Below are 15,342 nucleotides of genomic sequence, written 5' to 3' on the forward strand. Positions count from 1 at the left end.
CAAACTAAAAGGAAAATATTATGGCAGAACCTTTAATTGCTCATGTTGAAATTCCAGCAACTGATTTAGAGCGTTCAAAAGATTTTTATCACAAAGTTTTTGGTTGGGATTTTAAACCCTTCGGAAATGGTTATTTACTTTTTAATAATCACAAAGGGATAATGGTTGGTTTAAGACAGGTTGATAATGTTTCGGTTGGTGATACTACAGTTTTTCATGTTAATATTCCCGACATAAATTCAATCCTCGAAAAGGTAAAAGCAAATGGCGGAGCAGTTAAAAGGAATAAAACTGTAATTCCCGCAATGGGCTGGTATGCCTTACTTACAGATCCGGATGGAAACACTATCGGTCTTTATCAAAAAGGATAAAACTTTAAACCCACGATCCCTGTGGTCGTGGGTTAATTAAAACCTGAATTGAAATATTCTCAACAAGATCATAACCAGCCACAAAATAAATCAAAGTTATCTATTTTCTCTTCCAATGAAATCAATTAATTCTTATGTTCATCAACTGCAAAACTTCTTTGCGTCCATCAATTGAAATATCCTTTGCGTTCCTGGCGGTTAATTTTCTTTTCACCGCAAGGGACGCAAAATATGTCGCAAAGTACCGCAAAGACTTTTTATCTCATCAATATCATCTTCTTCACTTCAGTAAAGTTTCCACTTATGAGTTTATAAAAATAAACTCCACTCGTTAAAGAAGAAGCATCAAACTCATACTCATAAACTCCGGGTTGCAGATTTTCATTTACAAGTGTTGCGACTTCATTACCAAGAATATCAAAAACTTTAAGAATTGTTAAAGTCCCTTCTCCTTTGGAGAAGGGATTTAGGGATGAGGCTGCTATTGTGTATCTTATCTTCGTTACTGGATTAAACGGATTTGGGTAATTCTGCTCAAGTGCATAATTCGAAATGATTTCAATATCAACCACTTGACTAAATTCATATTGTCCATTATGGTCTATCTGCTTTAACCTATAAAAATATTTGCCGGGGGCTAAATCTCTATCAATATATGAGTAATGATGTAATTCAGAAGTTGTACCACTACCTTTGACAAAACCTATAGTTATAAATTCATTTGATTCCATTTTTCTCTGCACTTCGAAGCCTAAGTTATTTAATTCGGTAGCTGTTACCCACATAAGTTGAACATCATCGTCAATCTGATTGCAATTAAATGAAATTAACTCAACTGGGAGATATCCATATCTGTCAATTAGTTGAGCATAGATATCAAAATCATCGCCTCTCTTTTCATACCAACAAATTATGGCACCTTGCATTCCATTGCTAACTAAATTTGGTGAATATTTTTCTGAAATATTGCCGCCTACTATTTTGCCATCTGGCCAAGAGAGTGCGCCACTTAAACTTACACGTTGTGATTTAATTTTTTGATCAAGTACATATGCAAACCATGCACCAACATTTTGATTATTAATACCAATTAGTGAACTGCCCATATATGCAAGCGAAGTTGGCACATTCCAAAGCGGTTCTCCATTAACTCCAATTCTTTTGCATTTCAGCCAATGCAAGTCAGGATAATCCATCGCAGTTTTGAAATAAATAATTACTCCATCAGATCCATCTTCAACGGCTTTAATTTCATCTTCGTATAGATTATTAGTTACCTCAAGCCAATTCCCAATTGGCTGCCATTGTTTTAAGCCATTAAAGTCTATTCTCTGTCCATAAATATCGTATGTAACGCTTCTTGCGTCTCTCCAAATTATAATTGCTCCATTTCCACTTTTGATAATCTGAGGATAATTCTGGTTTCCTAAATAATCACAAACAGGAATTCCGCCAGAATCCCATAGGAAATCACCATTTGAATTTACCCTCTGGGCATAAATATCGAAATTATTATTTCTATGATCTTGCCAGCAAATAATTGCACCGGAAGAATCATCTGAAATTAATCTTGGATGTGACTGTAGACCTTGTGCTGTACAAATAGGAATACCATCCATTTGCCATTTAATATTTCCAGAGGAGTCAATTCTCTGTGCATAAATATCAAAAAATCCTGTTCGATAGTCAAACCAAGTGAAAATTGCACCTCCGATTTCACTACCCACCAATTGTGGAAGATATTGAAAGCTTGGTGCCGAACATACAGGAATACCATTATCACCCCAAAGTGTTGTACCATTAGAATCAATGCGCTGAGCGTAAATATCCGGGTAATTGTTTCGGTAATCTTCCCAAACAACTATAGCTCCATAATTCCTATCATTTATTACATTAAAATTTTTTTGATCTCCCGGAGCTGTAGTTATTGGAATCCCTTCTGAATCCCAACTTAAATAACCGCCTTTTGTCACCCTTTGCGCGTAAATATCCTCATTTCCATTCCTGTAATCCTCCCAAATTAATATGTATCCTTTATCTCCGATACTAATAATTTGAGGATTTTTTTGATCTCCGTCTGCAATACAAATTGCGGTATTTATGAATCCATCATTTATCCATTGAGCCAGACAATTCGTATTGAGATTGAAAAACAAAGTTGATAAAAAAATTAAAAAAAGAAATCTCATGGTTGTACCCTTTGTTAATTTTCTTTTCACAACTAAGTTCACAAAGTACTTCACTAAGGAACACGAAAATTTTTATCTCATCAATATCATCTTTTTCGTTTGCGTGAAGTTACCAGCCTTCAAACGATAAAAATATATTCCGCTTGATAATTCTGTTGCATTGAATTCTACTTCATAATATCCTGCCGGTTTTTCTTCATTCACAAGTGTGGCTATTTCATTGCCGAGGATGTCGTAAACTTTTAATATTTGCCAACTGCTTACTGGTGACTGCCAACTGATTTTTGTTGTTGGATTAAATGGGTTTGGGTAATTCTGTTCAAGCACAAATTCTGTTGGTAATTTACTTTCTTCATCCACATCAACTGTAACATTTAAATTTTTCAATATGAAATTATAAGGATCGAATTGCATAGAGTTAATCTGTCCAAGAACTTGAATATTAAATTCCTGATTTTGCTGATCGTTAAATATAGTTATTAGAGTATCGGGAAGTCCGGCTCTTGTAATGTTTATCTGAATAGGCATTGTAAAGAAGATGGGATTAGTATTGGTTAACTGACTAATATTTAATCTCAGATTCCACAAAGAATCATTCAACTGAGATTTACTCCAGTTAACATTATATCTTGGATAATTCTCACCATAAATCCACTGCTGAAAGAAATAATCAAGATCCATTCCCGAAACACTTTCCGCAATTGCCTGAAAATCTTCAGTTACAGCTACACCATAAGCAACTGTCGGGTGATAAGTATATGTTCTGAGTATATTATAGAAAGTAGAATCACCAACAACACCTCTCAACATATGAAGAATTACAGCACCTTTCGCATAAGATCTCGCATAATTAAAAATACTATTCACAGATGAAATGTCAGTAACCCAAACCGAACCACTTGCATTCTTGGCAGAATTCATTTCATTTGCGATGTAATTATTATAAGCCGCTCTTCCCTGTGTTGCTTCAATCCAGACTCCTTCAGCGTAAGTTGCAAAACCTTCATTAAGCCAGATATGATGCCAATCTTTGCAGGTTATTGCATCTCCATACCATTGATGTGCTAATTCATGAGAATTAATCCCTTCACCAAAAGCACCCATCGAAGAACAAGTCTGATGTTCCATTCCTCCGCCCCAACCAAACTGTGCGTGTCCGTATTTTTCATTGATAAACGGATACTCTCCGAAATGCTGTTTGAACACTTCAATCATTTGTGGAGTTTTATCAAGAAGATTTTTCAGTGTTGTATTAAATGTTTCCGGATAGATGTAATGAGTTACCGGCATCGAATCAGTTGGACTATAGTTATAGTAATTTATATACTCAACGAAGTCAGTGGCTGCAAGTGAGATAAGATATTGTGCAATCGGATATCTTACTTTCCATTTATAAGTTGAAGTGTTATTTCCGTTGTCAACAACTTCAACCAGAGTTCCGTTTGAAATTGCTTTAATCGGATTAGTTACTGTAAACCAGATATCAGCGGAATCAGCTTTATCTGCCGGAGTATCTTTACAGGGCCACCAATCTCTTGAGCCATAAGGTTCACTTAATGTAAAGATTGACGGAGAACCACCCGATCTGGTGCCAAATGTAAAGCTTCCGAATCCGCTTGAAGGCGGTGTACCGTGATAATAAACCTGAATTGAAAATGATTCACCATTATTGTAAGTGTTATCGAGTGTAATGTTTATTTTATTTGTGCTGTGCGTAAAAGCTGCAGAGTTTCCGTTGCATAAAACCGAATCGACAATTAGCTGATTAACCAAATCGAGATAAATATTATTCACACTTAATGTATCGGCTTTTGCATTCACAATTACATTACCTGAAATTGTTTGTGTCGTATGCATTATTTTCAAATCAAGTTTGTAGTAAGTGACATCAAACCTTGAATCACCGGGATAATTTACATTTTCATTCTTGAGTAATCTTTCTGCTCTAAGCTGTTCCGATTTTACCCAAAACTTGTCCGGAATTTGTGACATTAAGTTGACACTTAACAAGACCACTAAAACTGATGTAAATAATTTCATAATTAATCCTTGATATTTTTCATTTAAAACTAAGGAAAATCCCAAATCAAAAGGAAATACTTTTTTAGTTCACATTCTTTAACCGACATCACGAATTCTGCAAATTGAACTGAACTCGCAAAAGCCACAAACTTTTTCTTCCCTCTTTTCAAGCGTGCTGAGATTAAATACTCCTCTTCTTATGTTCTCAATGTAATGAGGTACAACTTCCTCAAATATTTTAATCAAATCTTCAGAAGCTTGTATATAATTTTCCAATGTGAATTTTCTTCCCTGAAGATTGTGAACAATTTTTCTTCCGAATTCTTCTTTGAAAATTTTGAGTGAATATATCTCTGCACTTGCTGGTCTGTATTCTTCCTTAAACTCAGCTTTAAGTAATAATTTTGATGCGTATAAATACAAAGGTAACTGAAGTGATATTCCAAGATTCAAATCATCTTTTGAAGGTTTTCTTCCGCCAAGTTTGTAATCAATAACTTTATATAAATTTTCATCTTCATTCACATCAACTCTATCAATCTTTCCTCTGAAATTTATTTCATTGAGTTTTACTTCTACTGCGGAATTGTTCTTTCTTCCAAAAGCAATTTCAAAAAATTCAGGTTTAAAACCTTCTTTATCTTTTTGTTCTTCTTCTAAAAATTTGTAAAGTATGGAATGTTGTATGTTTCCATTTATGCCAAAGATTTTTTCATACTCGAAGAAAGAATATGGCGAAGAAAATTTTATATGCTCAGTCTTTTTCTTTGCAATTGAAAAAATAAGTTGAACAAATTCCGCAAACTCTTCTTCGCTGCAGTTTTCAACTTTTCTTTGCTGCTCTTTAACCGTTTTATAGAATGTATAAAGTATTGAATGAATAACACTTCCAAGTTCAAATGCTTCAATTTCTTCGGTTGGTTCTTCAATAGTTTCAATGAACAATATCCGACGCAGGAAATATTGGAAAGGACATTTTGCATATTCCTCAAGTTGAGTTGCAGAGTAAGTTCTGTCTGATAATGCCTTCAGTTTTTCTAATGATTCTTTGCTCAATTGCTCTGACAAGAAACCATTATATGGATTTTCATCAAACGGATTCTGAAATCTTTGTTCATCAATACTTATTTCTTCAATCAGATTCTCAGGTTCAATTCCTGCTGCGATTAAATTCTTATTTACTTGTTCAGATTTAATCTCATCTTTTTTAATTGTCGAAAGAAGTTCTTTTTCCGAAGCTATAACAAAATCATAATCAGAGCTTTTGATTTCAGAAGTCAGAACAAGATCTTTCAAATCTTTTATGAATGTTGAAGGTGTAAATTGTTTTCTTTCATCAGAATTCGGATAAGTCAGATACAAGACTTTTTTAACCGTACACAATGCCTGATAAAAATGATATCGCTCTTCGAGAATATGTTTATAATCTTCTTTTCTGAATGAACCGCTTAAAAATATTTCGGGTTGATATCGTGTGGGAAATTCTCCGTCAGTCATTCCGCCTATAAAAAGATAATCAAAGTTCAATCCTCTGATTTCATTGATTGATGTTACAAGAATTCCCGAATCAATTTTTTCACGAAGATTGTATCGCGCAAACTGAAGTGCCGTTTTAATGTTCCTCAAATAAAATGAAAGACTGTGTTTTGACTTTTCACCAAACTCAATTTTCATCAGCTCAAAAAGATTATGAACTGTTTGAACAAAACTTGTAATTGCTCTTACATTTTTTTCAGCGTAATCTTTATGATCATTTATTGCTTTGGGAATCAACTGAAGTCTTACAATCAGATTATCAAGTTCATTACGGAATTCATCAACGGTTAATTTCGATTTAAATGGATTCAGTATTTCAGCAATTGATATAATATCCTCTTTTGCTTTCAGATAATTTTCTTCAGGTAAAAAATTTCTTTCGTCATCTTCATTAATAATTTTAATTTCTTCCAGAGCATTATCAATAGTTTCAATCCAGTTATTATAGCCGGCAACTATCTTTAAGTTTGAAGCAACCTGAAGCAGATTTGATAAATCAATTCCATCAAGCTCAATCCATCTTCCGCTTAATGTTCTGAAAATATTTTTATAGAAAAAATTGTTCTCTATAATTTCCAGAAGATTTATCAGTGCAATGATTGGCTGAGATTCGCTCAGAGCGAATCTGTCTGTTAAATTAAAAGGTAAACCATATTCTGTAAATACATCCCGCACAACTTTCGAATGCTCTGAAATCAGATTAAAAGCAACACAGATTTTTTCAGGTGGAATTTTTTCTTCGAACAATAATCGTTTAATTTCTTTTGCTATGAACTCGATTTCTTTTTCCGGTGTTGCAGGATTAACAATAAAAATTTTCTCATTAACTGATTGAGGTTTATGCTTTTGATAATCAAATAATTTCTCGCGAATAACAGAATGGAAATGAAGATTCTGTGATTCAGATAAATCAGTTATTTCTTTAAATCCTTTCTTCTGAAACTTCGTAAAGCATTCGTCAAGATGTCCGAACAGTGCAGAATTGAATTTGTAATAATCAAACTGAATGAAAAAATCTTGGCGACATTCAGAAATTCTGTTAAGCAACTCAATTTCAGGATTACTGAATTCATCAAATCCATTTATCAAAACAAAATTAACTTCATTAAACAATTCATCGAATGCTTTCTTAAAATCTTTATTGGAAAGTTCATTCAGAAATTTATAAACATCGCCTATTTCAAATAAATTATTCTGCTTGCATTCGTTAAAATATTCGGTGTAGATTTTCGCAATATCAATCGCTTTGTTTTTTTCACTTCCCGAAAGATTCTCCGCTAACTCAAAAAGTAAATCTGGAGAAACACCATTTCGCTTGTATTCAGAAATTACATTTTTAATTCTGTCAAGTGTGCCTGCAGGAATTTCATCTTTATAATTTGCAAAGTAAGATGGTTTTATTTTATTGAAAGCTTTATTAAGAAGTACAACTGCTGTCGCATCATCAAGAAGAAAAAATTCACTAAGGTTTGTAATCTTGAACAATCCTAAACTCAAAGTTGATAAAGTATGAATGTGAAGATTGGCTGTTGCCCCATTTGGTGAAAGTGAAATCAATTCTCTTTTCAGTGAACGCACTTTCCTGTTTGTAGGGACAACGATAAGAGTTTCATTCAGCTTTTCATTCTGAATTTTTTCATTCAGAATAAAATCAATATCAATCTTCTTTAAATTCTTTTTTGAAAGAATCATTTCAATTCTCTTATCAAAAGATTTCTGTATGTATCCCTTAACTCAGGATATTTTTTCAACTCAAGCAATTCTACCAGATAATTGAATCGCTTCTCAGCATCACTCAAACCATTTATAACTCTTGTTTCAAGTTCAAGAAAGTATCCGAGTTTATCAACCTTATCAAGATGAATTCTTGTATTATCATACAGATAAAGTTCTCTGATTTTTTTCACTTCAATTATCCGATCGAGAACCTTATCTAAAAATTTTTCTGCATCCGGAGTATTTATATCGAGCAAATAATAATCGGACCACCGCTTTTTTGATTTTTCATTACGGTTATAAAAAATCAAAGTCTGAGTTCCGTTTTCTATTCTTAATTTCAGCAAACCTTCTTTTACTTTGTAGTAAATATCTTTTTGCTTCAACATTTCAGCAAGTTTAATGTTGTTGGCTGAAAGAATTTTTTTAATCCTCTTATGCGAATTAAGTTTTACTTTTATTTCAAGATTGCGCGCCATTTGGTTTCCTGTAAATTTGTAAAAACTCTCTTCCTTTTCTTGGTTTAATTGAATTTATTTTATCGGTCGAAATAATCAACTCAAGTTTTTCAGAGAAAAAATTTGTTGCTTCATTAACATCAACGGCAAAAGGTGGACCGCCAACTCTGTTTTCAACCGGAAAAAGAATAATTGCGAATAAACCTTCCGGCTTAAGCAACTGCGAAATTTTATCAGCATATTCTTTTCTTCTGGCTGGATCAATAGCACAGTAAGTAACATAATCAAAAATAATTTCAAATGAATTCAAGAAAGAAGTATTAAGATTAAAGAAATCTTCGACCAAAAAATTAACACTGACTTTCTCTTTTCCGGCAAGTGTTTTTGCAAACTCAATTGCCGTATCTGAAAAGTCAAGCGCAGTTACATTGAATCCTTTTTTCGCTGCTTCAATTGCATCATAACCATATCCGCAACCAACAACTAACATTTTCTTCTTATTCAAAAAATATTCTGAATTAAGCAAATCAATAAAAGCCGGAGTCGGAGTTCTTAAATCCCACGCTACAGTATTGTTCCTGTAAAGCTCTTCCCAGAAATCGCTTTTATTTACATCGTTCATATAAAAAGAATATAAAATTATACATTGTTATTTTTAGCCGGATAAGTATTTTTCGAGCAGAAATAAATAAGCTGTTATCATGAAAAAAATATTTTTTATTCTTGGTTTAATATTAGTTATTCCGTTGACAAATTTAAATGCTCAGCGAATAGGAAAACTTGCACCTGAAAAAGAACCTGAAATTTATCCTGATAATGCCTGGGGAATTGATATAATGTTTGGTGAATCGGGATTTGGATTAGGCACTTTTCTTAGAAGACAAATCGGTGGGAACCTGACTGCATTTGCAGACTTATCATTTGCAGAAGCAAAGGATGAAAGAGAGATTGAATACATTGATTACTTTGGACAAACTTTTGTAATCGGAAAAAAGAATCGTGTTTTTCAGCTTCCACTTATTTTGGGCTTGCAATACAGATTATTCAAAGGAGATATTGAAGATAATCTGAGACCTTATGTCAGTGCAGGAGTGGGACCAACACTTGTAATTACAACTCCTTATGAAGAAGAATTTTTCAGTGCATTTGGAAATGCCCAATCCAAATTTGCACTTGGAGGATATGTTGGCATTGGTGCAAACTTCGGAATTGATAAATCAAGTTTAGTGGGAATTAATGTAAGATATTTCAGAGTTCAGTTTTTTGATGATGGAGTTGAAAGTCTCTTTGGAAGATTCAAAGATAACTTAAGCGGATTCTTCATCGCACTAAATCTTGGGTTGATGTATTGAAAAATTTTTTTATTGAGCATAATGTTACTTCTTAACATTAAAAAGATGGAATTTAAACCGCAGATTTTTATTAATAATTAAAACCAATCGGCAAGATTCTTACACTTCGAAAAATTAATAATTTACAGAATAAACATTGTTAAAATAATCTGTTTCCTTTGCTATATTCTCCAGAGTGGAATGAAAGTTCACCTGAAATTTAATATGTGATGAACTGCGCGGGACCCTTTTTGTAAACTCAAATTCAATTACTTCATCAGGCAAAATTCTTACCGGATCGGGTTCAAATAGTTTGAAACTGGTAAATTTATTTAACTTAAAATCCTCTTCCGAACTTGTACTTGCGACATACAATGATGAATTAAATGGCTCCCTACCAATATTCTTTATTCTGAGTATTATGTAAAGCATTTTATAAGGTGTTTGTACAGGCATACCTGTTTGATCGTGGCCATCTTCATATCTGACAGAAACAACAGCACTTTGGATAATTAAATCCGGTCCGGTTGAATAACTAATGTTTTTATAAGAGCAACTGAAGATGAAAATAATTAATATGAAAGTAAAAATTTTATTCAGCATAAATTTATTTTTTTACTATCAGTTTAGAAGAGCATACAGAAATAATAAATTTCATCATTTCAAAAGATATTTATAGTTGAATAAGCTAATTAAAAGTTTTTATTACGATATTCAAACTAATGATTATAACGGTTTATAAGAACCTTTAATAAAAAAACTATTTCCAGGTAAAGTCAGAAAATTCTTTAAAGTGTCATAAATTGCCTGATACTTATATTCGCTTAAATTATTTGGAATATTCCTCCCAAAGGGTTCTATTACCGGAAAAATAATTTCTTGAGTTTGCGGGATAAAAGTTAAATTTATTCGATAATCAAATTTTCCATCTGGCTTTGTTTCGAATCTTTCATTCAGTTTATCAAATCCGAATAATTCTAATAACCTCACATTCCCAATTGAATTAGTTTCAGTTCCATCTGCTTTTTTGAGAAAAATATCAAGTTCTAAATCAGAAATTGTTCCAATAAATGGTTTAATCTGATAATGATTTTTCATTTTCAGTTTCCAGGCAGATTCCATTCTTGGATTCAGGTTTCTTGGTTTAACAAGTTTTAATACTCCTACTGAATCGGAATTATTAATTAGATCTGCAAAAAATTCTCCATATGCCAAATCATCCGCAACTGAAGGATCTGTATTGTCAATTTTATAAGCAACTGCAACCAGATCATTTTCATTTATTGGAATTAAAAATTTTAAAGAACCTGTACACTGATTAAATAAATAATCTCTTCCAACACTGAGAAGTTTAAATTTTCCTGTTTCAATCTCACCGGGAATAATCTCAGACAGGTTTCTTAAAGAATCGGAATATCTGCGCCAAACCGCCCTCGGTGGAAGGTTAATACGTGCGCTTGCCAAAAATCCATTTTCGCCTACTCGCTCTACTGTTTTATAAACTTCAATTTCACTAATGAAATATTTTGCTTGAACGATTGGGGTTAAATTACCATAATATAAATTATATAAATTGAGTCCAGGACTTGTATCAGTATAAACTTCATCAACAAAAAAATTATCCTCAGAGTAATCCAGAAAACTGATTTCAAATGACACCCTGTTTTCATCTGTTGTTGAAACCAGGTTGCATTCTTTATCGTTACAACTTATTAAGAAAGCAAAAACGACAATTGAGAAAATAATTTTTAATCTCATAAAACACCTTATAATTTTTGTTAACTAACTAAAAATTATCAGAAATTGCTAATATCTATGTTTAGCAATTCTTTTTTTATAAGTATTAAAATCATCAGTAATCAAATATGTGTCAAGGAAAATGTTCAAGTATCAGCTAATTTATGCCTATAGAGTTGTCCCTAACAAAAAGAAAAACCAGAACGCATTGTAAAGGTTTTGCCGTAGGTACTTTCCGTTAGCAAAGGGATTGGGTTAGCAAAGCATCAAAAACAAACCTGCCTGCCGCAGGCAGGTTAATTAATTAGTCCATTAACTGACGGAGAACACTTAGAACAAAATGCCAAACAAAAACTAAACGCCAATAATTATAAATGCGCCAAACCAAAATGGCGGTCGGCGTTGAGGCGCTGGATATTTCCAAAAAGTTTTTAACTTTTCTTATAACAACTTTTTGGAGGTCCTATGTTTTACTCTGGTATCGACCAGCATAAACTCTTCTCTTACATTACTACCGTTGATTCTGACGGTAAAATTATTAAAGAAGCCAAACTAAACAATAACAGCTTCGAAATTCTTAACTACTTCTCATCTCTCGGTATAATCAGCATATTGCAACCGTTGAGACTACCGGTGGAAGGTACTGGATCAATGAACTGCTTTCTTCTTAAGGCATTGATCTCAAACTCGCTCACGCCAAGTACGTAAAAGCCATTGCTTATGCTAAAGTTAAAACCGATAAAGTTGATTCCCACATCCTGGCTCAACTGCTTCGTCTTAATTTTATACCTGAAGCTTACAAAATATCCGATGATATCCGTACTCTTCGGGATACTCTAAGAGCCAGACTAAGACTTTCCGTAAAAAGAACAAGCTGCATTAACTTTATGCACCGAATGCTTGAGAAGTTTAACATTACTGATCCTTCATCGCTCAATGATTTCTAAAAGCTTCAGTATCAGCAGTTTGATATCCAGGCTAAATTACTTAAAGAACAAATGCTTACTTTGGAAAAATCTCTTTATTCATCTCTAATTCCTAACGAAGACATTCAACGTCTGCTCTGGATTCCCGGCATCGGGAAAATGAATGCCTTTACTATCCTTTTAGAAGTTGGTGACATTAACCGTTTTCAGTCAGAGAAAAATTTCTTCTCTTACTGCCGGCTTACTCCTTCTGCCCGCAATTCCGGCGGCAGAGTAAAACAAAAATCTTCTTCTAAAGATGGTAACAAATATCTCAAAATTGTTTTCTCCGATGCCGCAGTGCACGCCCTACAATATTATCCCGTGATTAGACGATACCATAACTCTAAACTCAGAAAGAAGAAAAAACAGGTTGCTAAAGCTATCATCTCCAAAGAAATTGCTCGTATAGTCTATTACGTTCTCAAATATAAAACTGACTTCAATAACAAATTCAAAGGTGTTGACCTAGAACAAAAGAAATCTGTTCAATGGCCGCGCATTACAAGCCCCGACGTCTAACTAGTAGCTCGTTAGCAGACTCTTTGCGCTGGAATGGGAAGTAATGCGCCAGCCTTTTATATATCTGGGATAATTTTTAAGCCCCTTAAGCGGTTTGGCTGCCATTGTTTTTTCTGTTGCAGTCCATTTGATATCACGAAGGCTATGATTGTTAAGTATTTCAAAGAACTTTTTTAGACTTATGTCCCTTTAAATTTTTACGCCCTATTGCCTGCCCCTTTGGGGACTTTTTACTTTTTTAAGCGGTTAGGCATTTTATCGTAGCAAAACCATTTTTTTACTTTGTTTGAATCCATCAACCCTAATTTGATATAAATATATTCCGCTTACCAAATTATACGAATCAAAGGCAATTGAATGTAACCCTTTTGTTTGGTATTTATTCAATAACTCTACCACTTTTTCACCAAGTAGATTAAAGATTTCAATAATTACTTGTCCCGAAGTTTCTAAATTATATTCTATTGTTGTTCTTGAATTGAATGGATTAGGATAATTTTGAAAAAGGATAAAAGATTTTAAAAAATCGTTTTGTTCATTATCATCAATATCGTTAATTGATCTATTACCTGTATTTAAAATTGTTCCATACAATCCAACCACCCAACCTAAGGTATCAGAAACAAAATAACAGGAAAGTAATGGTTCCTCAAATATCAGTGGTTGATAATTCCAGGAATTCCCTCCATCTGATGTATGTAACATTGTTCCCCCGCCTCCTACTATCCACCCATTTATTTCTGACGTAAAAAAAACAGATTCATACCACTGAGCTTGTGGTGTATACTGTGCAAACCAATTTGCGCCTGCGTTAGTAGTTTTCCTAATGGTACCACCTTGACCAATTGCCCAACCTATTTGAGATGATACAAAAAAAACATTCCGTAAATTATTTGATGTATTACTGTTTTGAATAATCCAATTCTCTCCTCCATCTGTAGTGTTTAAAATGATTCCATTTTGGCCAACACACCATACAACCTCAGAATTTAGAACATACATACCAAATAAAATTTCAGAAATAGGAGTGTCTTGAATTTCCCAAGTTGTTCCTCCATTTGTTGTATGCAATATTATACCATTTTCTCCGGCAGCCCAACCGAAATTTTGATCGGAAAACTCGACAGCATGAATCCAAGTGTTAACATTTGTAATTTGTTGAAACCATGACTCTCCACCATCAGTTGTTTTATAGATTTTTCCATTTCTTCCTGAAACCCACCCATTTTGACTATCTATGAAACAACCATCACTTAGCCATAATCCTGGTTCTATCAAATAGGAATACCAGTTTTCACCTCCATTGGTTGTTTTATAAATTGATCCATCGGAAGTAACAATCCAACCGATCTCAGAAGATATAAAACTAACCCATTCATTTCGCGCAAATGATAAATTCGAGTAAAGTTCAGTCCAATTATTGCCTCCATTCGTTGTAGATGCAATAAATCCTCCAACGCCCACCGCCCATCCATTATTTTCATCTGAAAAATCTATTTTAAAAATATTAGCATTAGTTGGTATAAAGCGATTTATCCAACTCAGACCTCCATCGGTTGTTAAGTAAACCTCCCCTCCAATTGAACCTATCCAACCAATTGATTCTGTAAGAAATTTTAGACAAAATATTGGCGAAGTTGTTGGACTCGAACTTTCTATCCAATTTAATCCACCGTCATTTGTTTTAAATATTTTACCATAACTTCCAACTAGCCACCCATTAGATTCATTTAGAAATTGAACGTCGTATAGCGTTCCATAAAAAGAAGGGACATTCTGAACTGTCCAGACATTACCACCATCAGAAGTTGTCACAACAGTACCATTATCTCCGACAGCCCAGCCATATGTTGATGACACAAAATAAATTCTTTCGAGCCAATAATTAACATTTGAATTTTGATAAAGCCAAATATTTCCAGAATTCGTCGTGTGATAAATTGCACCTCCTCCGCCACAAACCCAGCCTTCATTTTCATTAACAAAATAACAGCCAGTTAAAGCTGGTCCTCCTGTTGAGTATTGTTGAATCCATGTCTCTCCAAAATCGGTAGATTTTAATATTCGACCATCCGATCTTGTTGCCCAACCCATACCTTCGGGAAGGAAACTTAATGACCATATTGTCTTTGTATATGGGGTGGTTTGATAACCACCAACTGAATGTTTTATTTCCCAATCATTTCCGGCGTTCGTACTATAAATAATTGTTCCAGCAGATCCTCCTGAGATTACTCTTTGTGGTTCAAATACATGAACATCATATAAGTGATTCCCTTGTGGTTTTGGATTTTGCCAATTCCAAGATATTGGATTTGTTTGACTGGAAAGAAAATTTGTAAAAAACAAATACCAAGAGAGTGTAAAAACTATTATTCGCAATACTTTGACCAATTATGGATTACTTTTTTTATAAATGCCTAACGTTTTGGCTAACTTGCCGCAGGTTTGCGGGACACAGATTTTAAATAACCAAAAATTCTTCATGCGGTTTT

Annotated in this window: 12 protein-coding genes; 4 read left to right on the forward strand and 8 right to left on the reverse strand. The window is 33.6% G+C overall.

Translation table 11 applies throughout. From position 1 onward, the window contains the following. The first annotated feature begins 20 nt into the window (after positions 1 to 20). Entirely contained in the window at positions 21 to 371 is a 351-nt protein-coding gene (locus Q0X14_RS06240; RefSeq protein ID WP_297843980.1) for a VOC family protein, read from the forward strand. A gap of 257 nt (positions 372 to 628) precedes the next feature. Here Q0X14_RS06240 and Q0X14_RS06245 read toward each other — a convergent pair whose 3' ends face one another. From Q0X14_RS06245 to Q0X14_RS06265, 5 genes are all read right to left on the reverse strand, one after another. Next, entirely contained in the window at positions 629 to 2,560 is a 1,932-nt protein-coding gene (locus tag Q0X14_RS06245) for a T9SS type A sorting domain-containing protein (protein ID WP_297843983.1), read from the reverse strand. A gap of 72 nt (positions 2,561 to 2,632) precedes the next feature. Next, positions 2,633 to 4,600 carry a M1 family aminopeptidase gene (locus Q0X14_RS06250; protein WP_297843986.1) on the reverse strand — a complete coding sequence of 656 codons (1,968 nt, stop codon included), beginning with the start codon at positions 4,598 to 4,600 and terminating at the stop codon, positions 2,633 to 2,635. 78 nt (positions 4,601 to 4,678) lie between these two features. After that, on the reverse strand, positions 4,679 to 7,810 hold the full coding sequence (locus Q0X14_RS06255) for a PD-(D/E)XK nuclease family protein (RefSeq protein ID WP_297843989.1): 3,132 nt from the start codon (positions 7,808 to 7,810) through the stop codon (positions 4,679 to 4,681). Further along, positions 7,807 to 8,313, reverse strand: coding sequence for a class IV adenylate cyclase (locus Q0X14_RS06260; RefSeq protein WP_297843992.1), 507 nt, complete (start codon positions 8,311 to 8,313; stop codon positions 7,807 to 7,809). The genes Q0X14_RS06255 and Q0X14_RS06260 overlap by 4 nt, the downstream gene beginning before the upstream one ends. Then, a complete protein-coding gene (locus tag Q0X14_RS06265; RefSeq protein WP_297843994.1) occupies positions 8,297 to 8,914 on the reverse strand; it encodes a methyltransferase domain-containing protein in 618 nt (205 codons plus the stop codon). The genes Q0X14_RS06260 and Q0X14_RS06265 overlap by 17 nt, the downstream gene beginning before the upstream one ends. A gap of 79 nt (positions 8,915 to 8,993) precedes the next feature. Between Q0X14_RS06265 and Q0X14_RS06270 the strand changes: the two genes are divergently transcribed. Further along, positions 8,994 to 9,644 carry an OmpW family outer membrane protein gene (locus Q0X14_RS06270; RefSeq protein WP_297843997.1) on the forward strand — a complete coding sequence of 217 codons (651 nt, stop codon included), beginning with the start codon at positions 8,994 to 8,996 and terminating at the stop codon, positions 9,642 to 9,644. A 114-nt stretch (positions 9,645 to 9,758) separates the two neighbouring features. Here Q0X14_RS06270 and Q0X14_RS06275 read toward each other — a convergent pair whose 3' ends face one another. Beyond that, positions 9,759 to 10,226, reverse strand: a complete 468-nt coding sequence (locus Q0X14_RS06275) for a hypothetical protein (protein WP_297844000.1) — start codon at positions 10,224 to 10,226, stop codon at positions 9,759 to 9,761. Between the two features lie 123 nt (positions 10,227 to 10,349). Next, positions 10,350 to 11,381: a hypothetical protein gene (locus Q0X14_RS06280; RefSeq protein WP_297844002.1), complete on the reverse strand. Its 1,032-nt coding sequence runs from the start codon at positions 11,379 to 11,381 to the stop codon at positions 10,350 to 10,352. A 653-nt stretch (positions 11,382 to 12,034) separates the two neighbouring features. Here Q0X14_RS06280 and Q0X14_RS15600 point away from each other — a divergent pair. Then, positions 12,035 to 12,307, forward strand: coding sequence for a transposase (locus tag Q0X14_RS15600; protein WP_366522799.1), 273 nt, complete (start codon positions 12,035 to 12,037; stop codon positions 12,305 to 12,307). 60 nt (positions 12,308 to 12,367) lie between these two features. Further along, the gene (locus tag Q0X14_RS06285) at positions 12,368 to 12,847 is read left to right on the forward strand and encodes a transposase (protein ID WP_297844004.1); all 480 of its coding nucleotides are present in this window, start codon (positions 12,368 to 12,370) and stop codon (positions 12,845 to 12,847) included. 255 nt (positions 12,848 to 13,102) lie between these two features. On the opposite strand, the gene Q0X14_RS06290 is transcribed toward Q0X14_RS06285, so the two are convergent. Next, positions 13,103 to 15,229, reverse strand: coding sequence for a YCF48-related protein (locus Q0X14_RS06290; protein WP_297844006.1), 2,127 nt, complete (start codon positions 15,227 to 15,229; stop codon positions 13,103 to 13,105). Positions 15,230 to 15,342: the final 113 nt, after the last annotated feature.

The sequence above is a fragment of the Ignavibacterium sp. genome (assembly GCF_025998815.1).
Classification (GTDB): Bacteria; Bacteroidota; Ignavibacteria; order Ignavibacteriales; family Ignavibacteriaceae; genus Ignavibacterium.